The following is a 16,226-nucleotide window of genomic DNA, read 5'->3' as shown; positions in this document are numbered from 1 at the left end:
CTGACCCGCTGCCCCCCCGGTCGCACGCCTATGCCTGCCTTTGGCGCACGTCCTCATAGGCGGCGGTCAGGCGCGCCAGCACGGCGGACGCATGCGCGCCCTGCGCGCCTCCGACCGGGTCCTGGACATGCGTCACGCGCAGTTCCTGCATGAAAGCCTCCCACATCGGCTGCCCGCCCTCTTCCAGCAGCCGCGCGCGAATGCTCAGCTCCTCGCTGACGGGGAGATGCTCGCACCCCCAGGCTCCGATCGCGGCAAGAACCGGAACCAGCCGGATTGCCGGCTCGGTGAGGCTGTAGATCGCCTTCTGGGCATGGCTTGGATCGTCAGTCTTGCTCACCAGGCCGAGCGCAACGAGCCGCTTCAGCCGGGCGGCCAGAATATTGGAGGCGATCCTCTCCTTCGAGCCGGTCAGAAGGTCGCGGAAATGCCGCCGGTTGCCAAACATCATGTCGCGAACGACCACAAGGCTCCACCTGTCGCCCAGCACTTCCATCGTCAGGTTGATGGGGCATCCGGATCGCCGCTCGATCTGCAAGTCTTCACCTCCCGAACAAAACCGGTTGCAACATAGGATCGGCTATGCAACACAACAACCGGTTTCAATCTGCAATCGGAAATACGGAGCCCGACCATGGCCAAGACCCGCGTATCCTGTATCAGCCTGTCCATGGACGGTTTCGGCGCCGGCCCGGGCCAGGACCTTGAAAATCCCGGCGGCATCGGCGGAATTGCCCTTCACGACTGGGCTTTCGCGACCCGCTCGTTCCGGGAGCGGGTGCTTGGCGAGACCGGCAGCGCGAACAGGGGCGAGACCGGCATCGACAATGATTTCATCGAGCGCAGCCTGACCGGCTTCGGCGCCTGGATCATCGGTCGCAACATGTTCGGGCCGGTCCGGGGCGAATGGCCGGACGACACCTGGAAGGGCTGGTGGGGCGACAATCCCCCCTACCACACGGATGTCTTCGTGCTCACCCATCACGCGCGCGCGCCCATCGAGATGGAAGGCGGCACCACCTTCCACTTTGTGACCGACGGCATCCATGCCGCGCTGAAGCGGGCCAAGGCTGCCGCAGGAGAGCGGGACCTCCGCATCGGCGGTGGTGTCAACACGATCCGGCAGTATCTCGAGGCCGGCCTCGTCGACGAGATGCATCTCGCCGTGAGCCCGATCGTGATGGGCAAGGGCGAGAACCTGCTTGCCGGCATCGACCTGCGGGCCTGCGGCCTGACCTGGGTCGAGCGGACGGTCTCGCCAAGGGTGACGCATTACGTCCTGTCGCGCGATCAGTCGTAAGACGGCGCGGCACCGCTCCGGGCGTCAGGCAACGTTCGCAGCGGTGCCGTCAGAGCGGAGACGGTCAGGCGGAAAAGCCCTTGTGAATGACCTCGAGCTTGTTGCCGAAGGGGTCCCGGACATAGCCGGTATAGACGTCGGGAACCGGATAGGCCGCACGCGGCCCCGGCGCGCCCTCGTCCGTGCCTCCGGCCGCAAGCGCTGCCTGCCAGCCGGCATCCACCGCCTCGCGCGAGGGCGCTGCCAGCGCCACATGGGTGCCGTTGCCGCCCGTGGGCGTGCCGCCGTCGAACGGCTTCAGCAAAAGGAACTCCACACGGGCGTCGCCATAGGCGGCAAACCCCTCGCCATCGGCGAGGCAGCGGGCACCCACGGCCGCCATCAGCGGATCGTAGAAGCGGCGGCCGGCGGCAATATCCGGCACGCCGACGCTGACATGATCGATAACAGGCATTGCAATCTCCTTGCGTATCCGACGCCAGCCACAAAGGCGGAACGTCCGCTCCCCGCCGGCATCGGCGACAGAAAGACACGCGACGAGCGGACCGTGAATTCCAGAACGTTCGCAAAATATCTCAGATCGTTCGGGATCATGGACGACCTGACAGGATGCGCTAGAATGCGGCCATGCTCGACCTGCTCAGCGACATCCTCACCCGTCTCTCCCTCAAGGGGACGCTTTATTTCCGCACCAGCTTCACCCCGCCCTGGGGCGTGCAGGTGCCGCAACTCGACAATGTCTGCCGCTTCCACTTCGCCCACCGGGGCGACTGCATGCTGCGGATCCAGGCAACCGGCGAGACCGTCCTGGTGGCGCAGGGCGACCTGGTGCTCATCCCGCATGGCGCGGCCCATGCCCTCTACTGCCAGCACACCGGCCCGGCCGAGACCCTGCCGCTGGACGAGGTTTTCGAGAAAACCGGCTATCGCGGCGAAGGCGTTCTGGTCCATGGCGGCGACGACACCACGCGCAGCACTCAGATGATCTGCGGCCATTTCTCCTTCGCCGAAGGCTCCCGGCACCTGATCTTCGACCGGCTGCCCTCCTGCATCCATGTCAGGGACTACGGGGCGGAAAGCGGCGCGTGGATGGAGGCGACGCTGCGGGTGATCGGCGGCGAGGCGGGATCGACCCGGCTCGGCGGCGACCTGATCGCGCTGAAGATGTCGGAGGCGATCTTCGCGCAGGCCATCCGCACCTGGCTGGAACGGCAGGCCGACGACGGCCACAACCTCGCCGGCTTCGCCGATCCGCAGATCTCCCGGGCGCTGACGGCCTTCCACCGCGATCCGGCCGGCAGCTGGAGCGTGGAAAGCCTGGCGCGCGCCGCGGGACTGTCGCGCACCAGCTTCGCCCAGCATTTCGCGCGCAAGATGGGCGTGACGCCCATGCAATACGTGACCGACTGGCGGATGCAGATCGCCCGCCAGGGGCTGGCCGAGCGCAAGCTGAACGTCTCCGAGGCCGCCGCGCTGGCCGGCTATGCTTCAGACTCCGCCTTCTCCCGCGTCTTCAAGAAGGAAGTCGGTGTCTCTCCGGCGAGCTTTCGAACCGCGCGCTGACAAAGGCCGGTTCACACAAACCTCTCAGATCATCCGTTTTTCGTGATCGGAACCGAACGATCTGCAAGATTTTTCGATGCATCTGAAATAGATGAAACGCGGAGACACTCCCATCTTCCCTTCATCGGCGCCACGGAGGCGCCCGGTTCCCGAACGAACCAACGAAGGAGACAGAACATGGCACGCATTACGCATCTCACCGATACCGAGGCCTCGGGCCGCACCGCCGAACTGTTCGGCGCAATCAGGTCGAAGCTCGGCATGGTCCCGAACCTTTACCGCACTGCCGGGAAGCGGCCGGCGGTGCTGGAGGCGATGCTCGGCCTTGGCGAGACGCTCAGTGGGGGGAGTTTCGACACAAAGACCCGCGAGGCGATTGCGCTGGCGGTTGCCGGCGCCAATTCCTGCGACTACTGCACCTCGGCTCACGGCGCGATCTCGCGCAGCCTGAAGGTTGACGATGCGACCATCGACGCGCATCTGGCCGGACGCGCCGACCAACCCCGGCTCGCCGCCATCCTGCGACTGTCGCTGGCCATCGTCGAGACGCGCGGCCTGGTGTCGGACGCCGACATCGACCAGGCCCGCCGCGCCGGTCTGGACGACGGCGACATCATCGAAACGACGGCCAACGTGGTCGCCAACATCCTGACCAACTACCTGAACCATGTCGCCGGTACGGAGATCGACTTCCCTGCCCGCCGCGCCCGCGCCGCCTGAACGGAACCGCATCCGATCCGGACACGAAAAAGCCCGCCCCGGAGGTACCGGGGCGGGCTTTCAGGTTCAAAGGCAGGGATCAACGCCCTTCGGCGTGACCCTGTACCCAACCTACTTCATGGTCGGAATGACGAACTCGGCGCCGTCCTTCAGGCCCGACGGCCAGCGCGAGGTGACCGTCTTGGTCCGCGTGTAGAAGCGGAACGCGTCCGGGCCGTGCTGGTTGAGATCGCCGAAGCCGGAGCGCTTCCAGCCGCCGAACGTGTGATAGGCGAGCGGCACCGGGATCGGCACGTTGATGCCGACCATGCCGATGTTGATGCGGCTGGCGAAGTCGCGGGCCGTGTCGCCGTCGCGGGTGAAGATCGCCGTGCCGTTGCCGTATTCGTGGCTCATCGGCAGGTCGAGCGCCTCGTCATAGTCCTTGGCGCGCACGACCGAGAGGACCGGGCCGAAGATCTCTTCCTTGTAGATCGACATGTCCTTGGTGACATTGTCGAACAGGCAACCGCCCATGAAGTAGCCGTTCTCGTAGCCCTGCATGGTGAAGTCGCGGCCGTCGACGGCGAGCGTCGCGCCGTCCTTGACGCCCTGCTCGACGAGACCGAGCACGCGGTCGCGGGCCTGGGCCGTGACGAGCGGGCCGAAGTCGACGTCATTGCCGGCCGTGTAAGGCCCGATCTTCAGGCTCTCGACGCGCGGGATCAAGCGCTCCATCAGCGCGTTGGCGGCAGCCTCGCCAACCGGAACCGCAACCGAGATCGCCATGCAGCGCTCGCCGGCGGCACCATAGCCGGCACCGATCAGCGCGTCGGCGGCCTGGTCCATGTCGGCATCCGGCATGATGATCATGTGGTTCTTGGCGCCGCCGAAGCACTGCGCGCGCTTTCCGTTGGCGGTGGCACGCGTATAGACGTATTCGGCAATCGCGGTGGAGCCGACGAAGCCGACCGCCATGATGTCCGGATCGTCGAGAACGCCGTCGACGGCTTCCTTGTCGCCATTGACGACATTGAGGATGCCGGCCGGCAGGCCCGCCTCGATCATCAGCTCGGCGAGCATCATCGGCACGGAGGGATCGCGCTCGGACGGCTTCAGGATGAAGGCGTTGCCGGCGGCGATCGCCGGGCAGAACTTCCACATCGGGATCATGGCCGGGAAGTTGAACGGCGTGATGCCGGCAACGACGCCGAGCGGCTGGCGCATCGAGTACATGTCGATGCCGGGGCCGGCGCCTTCGGTGAACTCGCCCTTCAGAAGGTGCGGCGCACCGATGCAGAATTCAGCGACCTCGAGGCCGCGAATGACGTCGCCCTTGGCGTCCGGAATGGTCTTGCCGTGCTCGCGCGACAGGGCCTCGGCGAGCTTGTCCATGTCACGGTGCAGAAGATCGACGAACTTCATCAGGACGCGGGCGCGCTTCTGCGGGTTCTGGGCCGCCCATGCGGGCTGGGCTGCGGCACCATTCTCGACGGCGGCACGCAGTTCGGACTGGCTCGCCAGTGCGACCTTGGCCTGAACTTCGCCGGTCGCCGGATTGTAGACGTCTGCGAAGCGGCCGGACGTGCCCTCCACGTGCTTGCCGCCAATGAAATGTCCGATGGTCTGCATGGTCGTTTTCTCCCTTGTTCGGCCGGAAAACCGGTCCGAGGCAGTCTTGTGGCCGGCCGGGCCGGCAAAAAGCTCCCCGCCGGGCGCGCCGGCGCGGATCCGATAAAACCTTCGCCCCTGTCTTGCCTTCGTTTTTTGTCAGGCGCAATAGGCGCAAAACCGCATCCGTTGTGCAAAAATAGAAGTCGTATAGGATGAAGGCCAACCGCGCGAACCGAAGACAGGCCACTGATGAACTGGGACGATACACGGATTTTCCTCGCGGTGGCCCGTTCCGGGCAACTGCTTTCGGCGGCGCGGGCGCTTGGCGTCAACCACGCCACCGTCGCGCGCCGGCTGTCGGCGCTGGAGACCGATCTCGGCGTCAAGCTGGTCGACCGGCGCACGACCGGCTCGACACTCACGGCCGCCGGCGAACGGCTGCTGGAAACGGCGGAGCGGATCGAGGCCGAAGTGCTGGCGGCGCGGGCGGAGATCGGCGGCGCGGATGTCGCCGTTTCCGGCACGGTCCGGATCGGCGCGCCGGACGGTTTCGGCGTCGCCTATCTGGCGCCGCGGCTGGGTGTGCTGACCGAGCGCCACCCTTCGCTGACGCTGCAACTCGTGCCGGCGCCGCGCGCGGTGTCGCTGTCGCGGCGCGAGGCCGACATCGCCATCACCGTGGAACGGCCGGACCATGGCCGGCTGGTGGCGCGCAGGCTCGTCGACTACCGTCTCGGCCTTTATGCCTCGCGGACCTATCTCGCCCGTGCCGGCATGCCGGAGACCGCGCAGGACCTGAAGGACCACGCCACTGTCGGCTATGTGGAAGACCTCGTCTATTCCACCGCGCTTGCCTATGCGGAGGAGATCGACCGGGCGTTCCAGCCGCGTTTCGAGATCGCTTCGGCGCTGGGGCAGACCGAGGCCGTGCGCTCGGGCGCCGGCATCGGCATCCTGCATGCCTTCATTGCCCGCCAGGACCGCAATCTGGTGCAGGTGCTGCCCGAGCACACCATCGCGCGCAGCTACTGGCTGGTGCTACATGAAAGCGTCCGCGACCTCGGCCGGGTGCGGGTCGTCGCCGATTTCATCTCGGAAACCGTGGCCGGCGAACGGGCGATCTTCGCCTGACCGCCCTTGCCGGCCCCGTTCGGCGCGAGGCTCAGTCGACCGGGACCCAGCCGCCTGTCTCGTGCGACCGCGCCGCCGCATGCACGGTGCGCTCGATCTCGAGCCCCTCCTCGAAGGTGATCGCGGTGGCCGGCTCGCCGGCGACAAGGCGCAGGAGTTCGCGGCATTCCACAACCTTGAGGTCGTTGAAGCCGAGACCGTGGCCGGGCGCGGGAATGAAACGGTCATAGGGCGGATGGGCGGGCCCGGCGAGAATGCGGGTGTAGCCCTGGCGCGCCGCCGGACCGTCCGCCCGATAGAGCTCGACCTCGTTCATCCGTTCCTGGTCGTAGAGGATGGAGCCTTTCGAACCGAAGACCTGCAACGCGATGCGGCTCTTGCGCCCCCATGCGGAACGGTTGACCAGGAGGCTTGCCTGAAGCCCGCCGGGAAAGCGCAACAGGAGGTTGGCCATGTCGTGGGTCTCGACAGCGCGGCGGCCGCCCTCCGCCAGCGGACGGTCGGGATAGGGCTTCGCCATGTCGCAGAAGACACGCTCGGCCTTGCCGAAAAGCCGGTGAACCAGCGACAACGGATGGACGGCGAAATCGTCGAGCGCGCCATAGCCCGATGTCGCGGCGCTCTTCCAGGAGAAGGGGTCGCCGGGATCGGCCATGAAGTCCTCGTCCATCTCGGCACGAAGCTGGAACGGCTCGCCAATGGCGCCGTCCGCGATCATCCTGCCGATCTCGCGGAAGACGGGGTTCTGGATGTAATTGTAGCCGAGGATGGCGACCCGGCCACTGGCGCGCGCCGCCTCGCGCATGGCTTGCGCATCCTTGAAGTCCGGCGCCATCGGCTTTTCGCACCACACATGCTTTCCGGCCCGAAGCGCCGCGATCGCCATTTCGGGGTGGAACCGGTTCGGCGTGGTGATCGACACGACATCCACCGCCGGGTCCCCGACAAGCGCCCGCCAGTCGGCGGTGGCCCGGGCAAAGCCGAAGCCCGAGGCGCGCTCGCGGGCAAGATCCTCGCTGACCTCGCAAAGAAGCTCCAGGCGCGGCCGCGCGACATCGCCGAAGACGGACCGCACGGCGTTCCAGGCCAGCGCATGGCACTTGCCCATGTAACCGGTGCCGATGAGGCCGACGCCCAGGGAGGAAGGGGTGGAGGTCATGAAACGTGTCCTTGAAGGCGGGACCGGGGGAGAAAACCCCGGCACGCGAGATGTACGCATCGGTGTATAATCACCCGGTGCGGGCGCTTGCCGCCCGGGTTCGGCCTTGCGTGAATGAAACGCAAATTCTATGATTTCGTCAATGTGGAACAGACATTCTCAAAAAGGAACCCGACCTTGCTTTCAGTCACAGTGATCGGTGCGGGACGGATTGGCCAGATCCACGCCGCCAACCTCGCCGCGCGGGCGGCGGAAACCGGCGACGTGCGACTGGCCGGCATTTGCGATGCCATGCCGGAAGCGGCCGAGCGGCTGGCCGGACGGCTCGGCGCCCCGGTCGTCTCCCTGGACGAGGCGCTGGAGGGCCGCAGCTCCAACGCCGTGCTGGTCGCCTCGCCGACGGACACCCATTCGGACTTCATCGAGCGTGCGGCGCGGGCCGGCAAGGCCGTGTTCTGCGAGAAGCCGGTCGACATGTCGGCCGACCGCATCGAGGGCGTTCTGGATGTCGTCGAGACGGCCGGCGTGCCGCTTTTCATCGGCTTCAACCGCCGCTTCGATCCGAATTTCGCCTCGCTCAAGGCGCGTATCGACGAGGGACGCATCGGCGATGTCGAGCTTGTCACGATCCTGTCGCGCGACCCCTCCCCGCCGCCGGTCTCCTATATCGAGCGCTCGGGCGGCCTCTTCCGCGACATGATGATCCACGATTTCGACATGGCGCGTTTCCTCCTCGGCGAGGAGCCGGTGGAAGTGCATGCGGTCGGCTCCAGCCTCGTCAATCCGGAAATCGGCAAGGCCGGCGATGTCGACACGGCCGCGGTGATGCTGAAGACGGCGAGCGGCAGGATCTGCCAGATCTCCAACTCGCGCCGCGCCACCTATGGCTACGACCAGCGGATCGAGGTGCATGGCTCGCTCGGCCTGCTGCGGGCGGGCAACCAGCACGAGACGACGGTGGAACTGGCGACGGGCGCGGGCTTCACCGCCGACCCGGCCCAGAACTTCTTCCTGGAACGCTATGCCCGCGCCTACCGCCTGCAGCTCGACGCCTTTGTCGCCTGCGCGCGCGGCGAGGCTGCCCCCTCGCCCGACGGCCGCGACGGGCTGATGGCGCAGCGTCTGGCGGATGCCGCAACGCTGGCGGCGCAAAGCGGGCAGCCGATCCGGCTCTGACGCCAACGCGATGTTCCAAAGACAAAGGGCGGAGGACCTTCCGGTTCTCCGCCCTTTTTCATGTCCCGATACCACCGCAGGGCCGAAGGCGTCAGCCCTCGATGCGCGCGACCTCGATGGAGACCTCGGCGCCGCCCACCTCGTGCGTGGCACGGAAGGCGCCGTCCAGCGTCCCTCCGATGGAAAGCTCCAGCGCCAGCGTGTCCTGGGCGATGCGGGTGCGATGCTCCTCCACCGCCTGGACGAGCGCGTCCGGCACCACGAGGTTGAGGCGGATGCGGTCGGTCACCTGTAGCCCGCCATCCTTGCGCGTCTGCTGGATGAGGCGGACGATGTCGCGGGCGTATCCCTCGCGCTCCAGTTCCGGATAGACGCGGGTATCCATGACGACGACGCCGCGGCTGGCATCGAAGAGCCCCGTGTCAGAGCCTTCCGGCGCCATCACGCGCATCGTGTAGTCCTCGGACGTCAGCTCGACGCCGGCAAGCTCGACGATGCCGTCGGGGCGCAGCGTCCAGTTGCCGGTCTTGGAGGCGATCATCACCTCCTTCATCTTCTGCCCCAGCCGCTTGCCGATCTGCGGCTTGACGACAAGGCTGTGCTCGCCGACCGAGAGCGGATCGGCCTCCAGCACCAGGTCCTTGACGTTGACCTCGTCGGCGATGAGCTGCGCGTAGGGGCGCAGGTCCTCGATATCGACATGGGCGACGGTCAGCGTCTTCAGCGGCAGGCGGGCGCGCAGGCGCTTGGTCTCGCGCAGCGACATGACCGAGGCGCAGACGTCACGGAGCAGGTCCATGCGGCGGACGAGATCGGGATCGTGCGGCAGCTTCGCCGCCTCCGGCCAGTCGGCCAGATGCACGGAAAGCTCGCCGGTCAGCCCCTTGTAGATGCGCTCGGCGACGAAGGGCATCATCGGCGCCAGGGTGCGCATCAGATGGGTCAGAACCGTGTAGAGCGTATCGAGTGCGTCACGCTTGTCGTCGTTCAGTTCCTCGCCCCAGAAGCGGGCGCGCGAGCGGCGGATGTACCAGTTGTTGAGCGCGTCGATATAGCCCGGCACATGATTGTAGGCCGAGGGAATGTCATAGGCGTCGAGCGAGCCCTCGACCTTCTCGATCAGCTCGCGCGTCTTGGCGAGAATGTAGCGGTCGAGCAGGTTCTGCTGGTCGAAGCGCAGGCGTGCCTTGTACTGGTCCGCATTGGCGTAGAGCGTGAAGAAGTAATAGGCGCTCCAGATCGGGATGATCGCCTGGCGCAGCGACTGGGCGATGCCGCGACCGTCCTTGGCAACCGCAAGGTCGCCGCCGACCAGAAGCGGCGAGGACAGCATGTACCAGCGCAGCGCGTCGGCACCGTAGGTGTCGAAGACGCCGACGGGATCGGGATAGTTCATCAGCCGCTTGGAGAGCTTCTGCTTGTTCTCGTCGAGCACGACGCCGTGGCAGACCGCGTTGCGGAAGGGCGCGCGGTCGAAGATCGCGGTCGAAAGCACCATCAGCGTGTAGAACCAGCCGCGCGTCTGGGCGACATATTCGACGATGAAATCGGCCGGGAAGTTCCGCTCGAAATGCTCCTTGTTCTCGAACGGATAATGCTGCTGGGCAAACGGCATCGAGCCGGAATCGAACCACACGTCGAGCACTTCCGGTACGCGGCGCATCATCGACTTGCCGGTCGGGTCGTCCGGGTTCGGGCGGACCAGCTCGTCGATCATCGGACGGTGCAGGTTGTCGACCGTGACGCCGAAATCGCGCTCCAGCTCCTCGATGGAGCCGTAGACATCGGTGCGCGGGTATTCGGGGTTGTCGCTGATCCAGACCGGGATCGGGCAGCCCCAGAAGCGGTTGCGCGAGATGTTCCAGTCGCGGGCGTTCTCCAGCCACTTGCCGAACTGGCCGTCGCGCACATGCGAGGGAACCCAGTCGATCTCGCGGTTGAGCTCGACCATGCGGTCCTTGAACTGCGACACCGCGACGTACCAGGCGTCGATCGCCTTGTAGATCAGCGGCGTGTCGGTGCGCCAGCAATGCGGATAGTCGTGCAGGTAGGTCTCGTGGCGGTAGACGACATGGCCGCGCGCCTTGAGGTCGCGGATGATGTCCTTGTTGGCCTCGATGACATTCTGCCCGGCATAATCCGCGACCTCGGCAGTGAAGTTGCCGGCCTCGTCGACCGGCACGACGAGCGGGATGTTGCGTTCGCGGGCAAGCTCGAAATCGTCCTCGCCGAAGCCCGGCGCGATATGGACGCAGCCCGTGCCGTCGCCCGCCTCGACGAAGTCGGCGGCAAGCACGGCAAAGGCGTTCTCGGTCCTGGCAAAGTAGGGAAAGAGCGGCTCGTAGGAGGTGCCGGCAAGCGCGGAGCCCTTGAGGCTGTCGACCTTCGTCCACTCGCCGAACTCGCGCTCGTAGCGCTCAAGCGCGGCTTCCGCCAGCACGACGCGCACGCCGTCCTTTTCCAGCACGGCGTAGTCAAGGTCGGGCGAGACGGCGAGCGCAAGGTTCGACGGCAGTGTCCAGGGCGTCGTCGTCCAGGCCAGAAGCCGCGTCGGCATGTCGGCGAAGCGGTCCCCCTTCAGCAGGAAGCCGACGGTGAGCGCCGGGTCCTGGCGCTCGCGATAGGAATTGTCGAGCCGCGTCTCGAAGTTGGAGAGCGGCGTCTGCACCGCCCAGGAATAGGGAACGACCCGGTAGCCGCGATAGACGAGATCCTTGTTCCAGAGCTGCTTGAAGCCCCAGATCACGCTCTCCATGAAGGAGAGGTTCATGGTCTTGTAGTCGTTCTCGAAATCGACCCAGCGGCCCTGCCGCTCGACATAGTAGCGCCACTCGTTGGTGAAGCGCATGACCGAGACCGAGCAGTGCTCGTTGAACTTGCCGATGCCGTATTCGAGGATCTCGTTGCGCCCCGAGATGCCGAGTTCCTTCTCCGACGTCAGTTCCGCCGGCAGGCCGTGGCAATCCCAGCCGAACCGGCGCACGACGCAGTCGCCGCGCATGGTGCGGTAGCGCGGGATCAGGTCCTTGACGAAACCGGTGGCCAGATGCCCGTAATGCGGCAGGCCGTTGGCGAAGGGGGGGCCGTCATAGAAGACATATTCGCCCGAGCCGTCCGCCTTGCGCCGGTTCTCCACCGAAGCCTCGAAAATCCGGTTCTCTTCCCAGAACTTGAGGATGTCTTCCTCGAGCTTGGGGAAATTGGGATTTGGATCGATGGCTTCGTACATCACGAATGTCCCGTTGTTCTTGTCCGCCCGGTTCGGGCAAGGAATGCGACCGCGTCCGGTCGAACGGTGGGTTAGCCGACCGGCGGGCAAAATACAATCACCGGAGCGCAAGAGCCGCGCCCGGCGCCCTCTTGCCGGCCGTCCACCCGGAGCCCCCTGCCCTCAGGCGCGGGTCACTTTCGGGTCGCTTGCCGGATAGCGGCCGCGCGTGTCGACGATCAGCGGCGCGGCACGGGCGATCATCTGGTAGTCGAAGGCGTCATGGTCGGTGGCGATGATGACCGCGTCCTGTGCGGCAATGGTCGCCTCGTCGGCGACGACGCTTTCAAGGCGCGTGCCGCCCTCCAGCACCAGCGCGGGCACGAAGGGATCGGCATAGGAGAGCAACCCGCCGCGCTTGGCGATGCCCTCCATCACCATCAGGCTCGGCGACTCGCGAATGTCGTCGATGTTCTTCTTGAAGGCGGCGCCGAGGACGAGCACGCGGGACCCGTTCAGCGCCTTGCGATGTCCGTTCAGCGCGTCCATCAGCTTCTCGACGATGAAGTCCGGCATGTAGCGGTTGATCTCGCCGGCCAGCTCGATGAAGCGGGTGTGGAGCCCGTATTCGCGCGCCTTCCAGGTGAGGTAGAACGGATCGACCGGGATGCAGTGCCCCCCGACGCCCGGCCCCGGGTAAAAGGCGGTGAAGCCGAAGGGCTTGGTCGCGGCGGCGCGGATCACGTCGAAGATGTCGATGCCCATGCGGTCGGCCAGCGTCTTCATCTCGTTGACGAGGCCGATATTGACCGCCCGGTGGATGTTCTCCAGCAGCTTGGTCATCTCCGCGACGCGGGTCGAGGCGACCGGCACAAGCGTGTCGACCGCCCCGCCATAGAGCGCCATCGCCGCCGCAAGACAGTTTTCCGTGACGCCGCTCACCACCTTGGGGATCTGGCGGATGCCGAAGCTGGCATTGCCCGGGTCCTCGCGCTCCGGCGAATAGACGACAAAGACGTCCTCGCCGACGACAAGGTCGTCGCGCGCCATCTCGGGCAGCATGTCGTCCTCGGTGGTGCCGGGATAGGTGGTCGATTCCAGCGCCACCACCTGACCGGGGCGCAGATGCGGGCGGATGCGCCGCGCCGCATCGAGAATGTAGCCGATATCGGGATCGTGAAACCGGCCGAGCGGCGTCGGCACGCAGATGATCAGCGCATCGCATCCGGCGGCGCGGGCAAAGTCGTCCGTCGCCTCGAAGGCGCTGGCGAAGCGGACCTCCTCGCGGGTCTTGCCGACATAGCGGCGAAAGCCGCGATCGGCATTGAGCTCGGCGATCTTGGCCGTGTCGACATCGAAGCCGACAACCGGGTGGCCGAGTTCGGAAAAGCGCAGGGCGAGCGGAAGACCGACATAGCCAAGGCCGATGACGCCGATCACGGCGGTGCGGTCATCAAGGCGCTGGCGCAGGTCGGTGAGTGCCTGTGGTGCGGTCATTTCGGCTGCCATCGGTGAAAGTTCAGGGTCGGAACCTGCCGTGTCGCACAGGCGGGGCGCGGCGGCAAGGGCGATGCAAACAGGCGGGAGAAAACGGCCCCGCCACGGTCTCAGGGCGTGGTGTCGCGCACCACCCGGTCAAGCTCGGAGATGGCGCAGACGATGTGATAGAGCGAGCTTGCCGGCGCCGGCTCCTCGACGAAGGTGCCGTCCGCGCGCAGCTTGTCGCGCCACAGGCCCGGCGGACCGACGGCAAGATAGGCTTCCAGCGCGGCAACCGCCTTCAGCGCGTCGGCGGCACGGGCCTGCCGTGTCTCGTCGTCGCGCGCCTCCTCCATCATCACGAGCGCGGCCTTCAGCCATTCCGTCTGGGCCCAGAGGCGGGCAAGCGGATCGAGCGGGGAGAAATCGTCGCGCAGCTGCATGATCGCAACGCCCCGGTCCGGGCAGATGCCGTGGCCCGCGGCGACCGTGAAAAGCCCGGACGCGGCGGCCAGCCCCTCCGGGCGGTTGCGGGAGCGCCCCCACATGGTGAGCAGCCAGCACCATTCGAACTGGTGGCCGGGCTCGACGATGCGCCCCTCCTCGCCCGGGGCCGGACGCCAGTCGGCGGCGAAGAATTCCCGCAAGGCCCCTGTCCCGGGATCGATGAAACGGGCGAGCGCCAGTTCCGCGATGCCGTCGGCCATGGCCCGCCAGCGCGGGTCGTCGGACACGTGTTCCCAGGCGAGCGCCGCCTCGAAAAGGTGCATGTGCGGGTTGGCGCGGAGCGGCAGGCGATGCGGCTCATCCTCCTGGAACCCGCCCGAGGGATGGGCAAGGCGGGCGACAAGCCCGTCGCGCAGGCGCGAGGCTTCCAGAGAGAGGCGCTGGCGCATGCCGTCGACGCGGTCCGCCACATGCGCATAGGCAACGAGCGCGAAAGCCTGATCATAGAGATCGAAGGGACGCGGCCCGCCTTCGCCATCCGGTGACGGCGGGCGGAGCGTGGCGTCGCCGCAACGGAAATCGGCATGGAAGGCGGCAAGCCCGCGCCTGGCGATGCCGGCCGCATCGCCCTGCCAGCCGAGCCGCGCGCCTTCGAGAAAGGCATAGATCTGCCGGGGCGGCACGCGCGGGCGCGCCGGGGCATCGCCCGGACGGGCCGTGCCGAGGGCAAGGCTTTCGGCGAACCGCCCGCTGGGCGCATCGACACCGGCCCGCGCCCACACGGGCAGCGACGCATCGATCAGCCAGCCGGCCAGCCGGTCGCGGGCCGCCGCAAGCGCGGCATGCGGACCCTGCGAGGCTGGTTGCAAGGTTGGTGTCACCTGATGCCTCTCTCCTCGTGCGCGCGGCACCGCGACGCCGGCCGAAACGCCGGCGCCGGCTGGTCGGCCCTACAGGGTCTGGTTGTACGCGCCCACTTCCGGGTTTTCGCGCAGGATGGCGTCGACCGCCTTGAACATCTCCCGCAGGCGGGCATCCGATACCGGGCTCTCGATGACGACGACAAGTTCCGGCTTGTTCGAGGAGGCCCGCACAAGCCCCCAGGTGCCGTCCTCGCAGGAGACGCGCACGCCGTTCACGGTCACCAGATCGGTGATGGGATGGCCGGCGAGCGTCTCGCCTTTCTCGTGCATCGCCTTGAAGCGGGCGATGACGCGCTCGACAACCTCGTATTTGATCTCGTCCGCGCAATGCGGCGACATGGTCGGCGAGCCCCAGGTCTTGGGCAGGGCACGGCGCAGGTCCGCCATGCTCTTGTCCGGGTTGCGGTCGAGCATGTCGAGGATGGTAAGCGCCGAAACGAGACCGTCGTCATAGCCCCGGCCGATCGGCGCGTTGAAGAAGTAGTGGCCCGACTTCTCGAAACCGACCAGCGCGCCGATCTCGTTGACCCGGCGCTTCATGTAGGAATGGCCGGTCTTCCAGTATTCGGTGACCGCGCCGTTGCCGAGCAGCACCGGATCGGTGTTGAAGAGCCCCGTCGACTTGACGTCGACGACAAAACGGGCGCCGGGATGCAGGGCGGACAGGTCGCGGGCCAGCATGACACCGACCTTGTCGGCGAAGATCTCCTCGCCCTCATCGTCGACGACGCCGCAGCGATCGCCGTCGCCATCGAAACCGAGGCCGACCTCCGCGCCCGTTTCCAGCACCTTGTCGCGCAGGGCATGAAGCATCTTCATGTCCTCGGGATTCGGATTGTAATTGGGGAAGGTGTGGTCGAGTTCGCAGTCGAGCGGGATCACCTCTGCGCCGATCGCTTCCAGCACGCGCGGAGCGAAGGCACCGGCCGTGCCATTGCCGCAGGCGGCGACGACGCGGATCGGGCGCGACAGCTTCGGCCGGTCGGTCAGATCGGCGATGTAGCGCTCCGGGAAGCCCTCGACGAAGCGGTAGCCGCCCCCCGTTCCTTCCCGGAACGCGGCGGTCAGGACGATCTCCTTGAGCCGGCCCATCTCGTCCGGCCCGAAGGTCAGCGGACGGTCGATGCCCATCTTCACACCGGTCCAGCCATTGTCGTTGTGGGAGGCCGTGACCATGGCCACCGCCGGCACGTCGAGGGCGAACTGGGCGAAATAGGCCATCGGCGACAGGGCAAGACCGATGTCGTGGACGCGGACGCCGCCGGCCATCAGGCCGGCGATCAGCGCCATCTTGATCGAGGCCGAATAGCCCCGGAAATCGTGGGCAACGACGATATCGGGCCGGGTGCCGCGCTCATGCATCAAGGTGGCGATGCCCATGCCGAGCGCCTGGATCCCCATCAGGTTGATTTCTTTTTCAAACAACCAGCGCGCGTCATACTCGCGAAACCCGGTGGCCTTGACCATCGGCTGGGATTCGTAGGCGTAGGTGTTCGGCTTCAGCTCGGCAACGGGGACTGGCAGCAT

Annotated in this window: 13 protein-coding genes; 5 read left to right on the top strand and 8 right to left on the bottom strand. The window is 66.6% G+C overall.

The annotated features are described in order from the left end of the window. Nucleotides 1-28: 28 nt before the first annotated feature. Nucleotides 29-538 (bottom strand): winged helix-turn-helix transcriptional regulator, encoded by a 510-nt coding sequence (locus ACN0T5_RS10160; protein WP_417768516.1) that lies wholly within the window; start codon nucleotides 536-538, stop codon nucleotides 29-31. Between the two features lie 96 nt (nucleotides 539-634). Between ACN0T5_RS10160 and ACN0T5_RS10155 the strand changes: the two genes are divergently transcribed. Then, nucleotides 635-1,300 (top strand): dihydrofolate reductase family protein, encoded by a 666-nt coding sequence (locus ACN0T5_RS10155; protein ID WP_417768515.1) that lies wholly within the window; start codon nucleotides 635-637, stop codon nucleotides 1,298-1,300. A gap of 64 nt (nucleotides 1,301-1,364) precedes the next feature. On the opposite strand, the gene ACN0T5_RS10150 is transcribed toward ACN0T5_RS10155, so the two are convergent. Then, nucleotides 1,365-1,754, bottom strand: a complete 390-nt coding sequence (locus ACN0T5_RS10150; protein ID WP_417768514.1) for a VOC family protein — start codon at nucleotides 1,752-1,754, stop codon at nucleotides 1,365-1,367. Between the two features lie 173 nt (nucleotides 1,755-1,927). Here ACN0T5_RS10150 and ACN0T5_RS10145 point away from each other — a divergent pair, with 173 nt between their 5' ends. Together ACN0T5_RS10145 and ACN0T5_RS10140 are read left to right on the top strand one after the other, a co-directional pair. Continuing rightward, nucleotides 1,928-2,863: an AraC family transcriptional regulator gene (locus ACN0T5_RS10145; RefSeq protein WP_417768513.1), complete on the top strand. Its 936-nt coding sequence runs from the start codon at nucleotides 1,928-1,930 to the stop codon at nucleotides 2,861-2,863. Nucleotides 2,864-3,040: 177 nt separating this feature from the next. Beyond that, nucleotides 3,041-3,583, top strand: coding sequence for a carboxymuconolactone decarboxylase family protein (locus ACN0T5_RS10140; RefSeq protein WP_417768512.1), 543 nt, complete (start codon nucleotides 3,041-3,043; stop codon nucleotides 3,581-3,583). Between the two features lie 111 nt (nucleotides 3,584-3,694). On the opposite strand, the gene ACN0T5_RS10135 is transcribed toward ACN0T5_RS10140, so the two are convergent. Next, nucleotides 3,695-5,194, bottom strand: a complete 1,500-nt coding sequence (locus ACN0T5_RS10135) for a CoA-acylating methylmalonate-semialdehyde dehydrogenase (protein ID WP_417768511.1) — start codon at nucleotides 5,192-5,194, stop codon at nucleotides 3,695-3,697. A gap of 231 nt (nucleotides 5,195-5,425) precedes the next feature. On the opposite strand from ACN0T5_RS10135, the gene ACN0T5_RS10130 reads away from it, so the two are divergent. Next, nucleotides 5,426-6,307 (top strand): LysR family transcriptional regulator, encoded by an 882-nt coding sequence (locus tag ACN0T5_RS10130; RefSeq protein WP_417768510.1) that lies wholly within the window; start codon nucleotides 5,426-5,428, stop codon nucleotides 6,305-6,307. A 31-nt stretch (nucleotides 6,308-6,338) separates the two neighbouring features. Here the strand turns inward: ACN0T5_RS10130 and ACN0T5_RS10125 are convergent, their stop codons facing one another. Beyond that, the gene (locus ACN0T5_RS10125) at nucleotides 6,339-7,466 is read right to left on the bottom strand and encodes a Gfo/Idh/MocA family protein (RefSeq protein WP_417768509.1); all 1,128 of its coding nucleotides are present in this window, start codon (nucleotides 7,464-7,466) and stop codon (nucleotides 6,339-6,341) included. A gap of 177 nt (nucleotides 7,467-7,643) precedes the next feature. On the opposite strand from ACN0T5_RS10125, the gene iolG reads away from it, so the two are divergent. Further along, the gene (iolG, locus tag ACN0T5_RS10120; protein WP_417768508.1) at nucleotides 7,644-8,642 is read left to right on the top strand and encodes an inositol 2-dehydrogenase; all 999 of its coding nucleotides are present in this window, start codon (nucleotides 7,644-7,646) and stop codon (nucleotides 8,640-8,642) included. Between the two features lie 91 nt (nucleotides 8,643-8,733). On the opposite strand, the gene ileS is transcribed toward iolG, so the two are convergent. The 4 genes from ileS to ACN0T5_RS10100 all read right to left on the bottom strand — a co-directional run bounded on the left by ileS (nucleotide 8,734) and on the right by ACN0T5_RS10100 (nucleotide 16,226). Then, nucleotides 8,734-11,871 carry an isoleucine--tRNA ligase gene (ileS, locus tag ACN0T5_RS10115; RefSeq protein ID WP_417768507.1) on the bottom strand — a complete coding sequence of 1,046 codons (3,138 nt, stop codon included), beginning with the start codon at nucleotides 11,869-11,871 and terminating at the stop codon, nucleotides 8,734-8,736. Between the two features lie 162 nt (nucleotides 11,872-12,033). Continuing rightward, the gene (locus ACN0T5_RS10110; protein ID WP_417768506.1) at nucleotides 12,034-13,347 is read right to left on the bottom strand and encodes a nucleotide sugar dehydrogenase; all 1,314 of its coding nucleotides are present in this window, start codon (nucleotides 13,345-13,347) and stop codon (nucleotides 12,034-12,036) included. 110 nt (nucleotides 13,348-13,457) lie between these two features. Then, nucleotides 13,458-14,657, bottom strand: coding sequence for an AGE family epimerase/isomerase (locus ACN0T5_RS10105; RefSeq protein ID WP_417768505.1), 1,200 nt, complete (start codon nucleotides 14,655-14,657; stop codon nucleotides 13,458-13,460). 69 nt (nucleotides 14,658-14,726) lie between these two features. Continuing rightward, a complete protein-coding gene (locus ACN0T5_RS10100; protein WP_417768504.1) occupies nucleotides 14,727-16,226 on the bottom strand; it encodes a phosphomannomutase/phosphoglucomutase in 1,500 nt (499 codons plus the stop codon).

This window comes from Stappia sp. (genome assembly GCF_048261845.1).
GTDB lineage: Bacteria > Pseudomonadota > Alphaproteobacteria > Rhizobiales > Stappiaceae > Stappia.
Note: the sequence above shows the minus strand (reverse complement) of the source record. Positions and strands in the feature narration are given on the sequence as shown.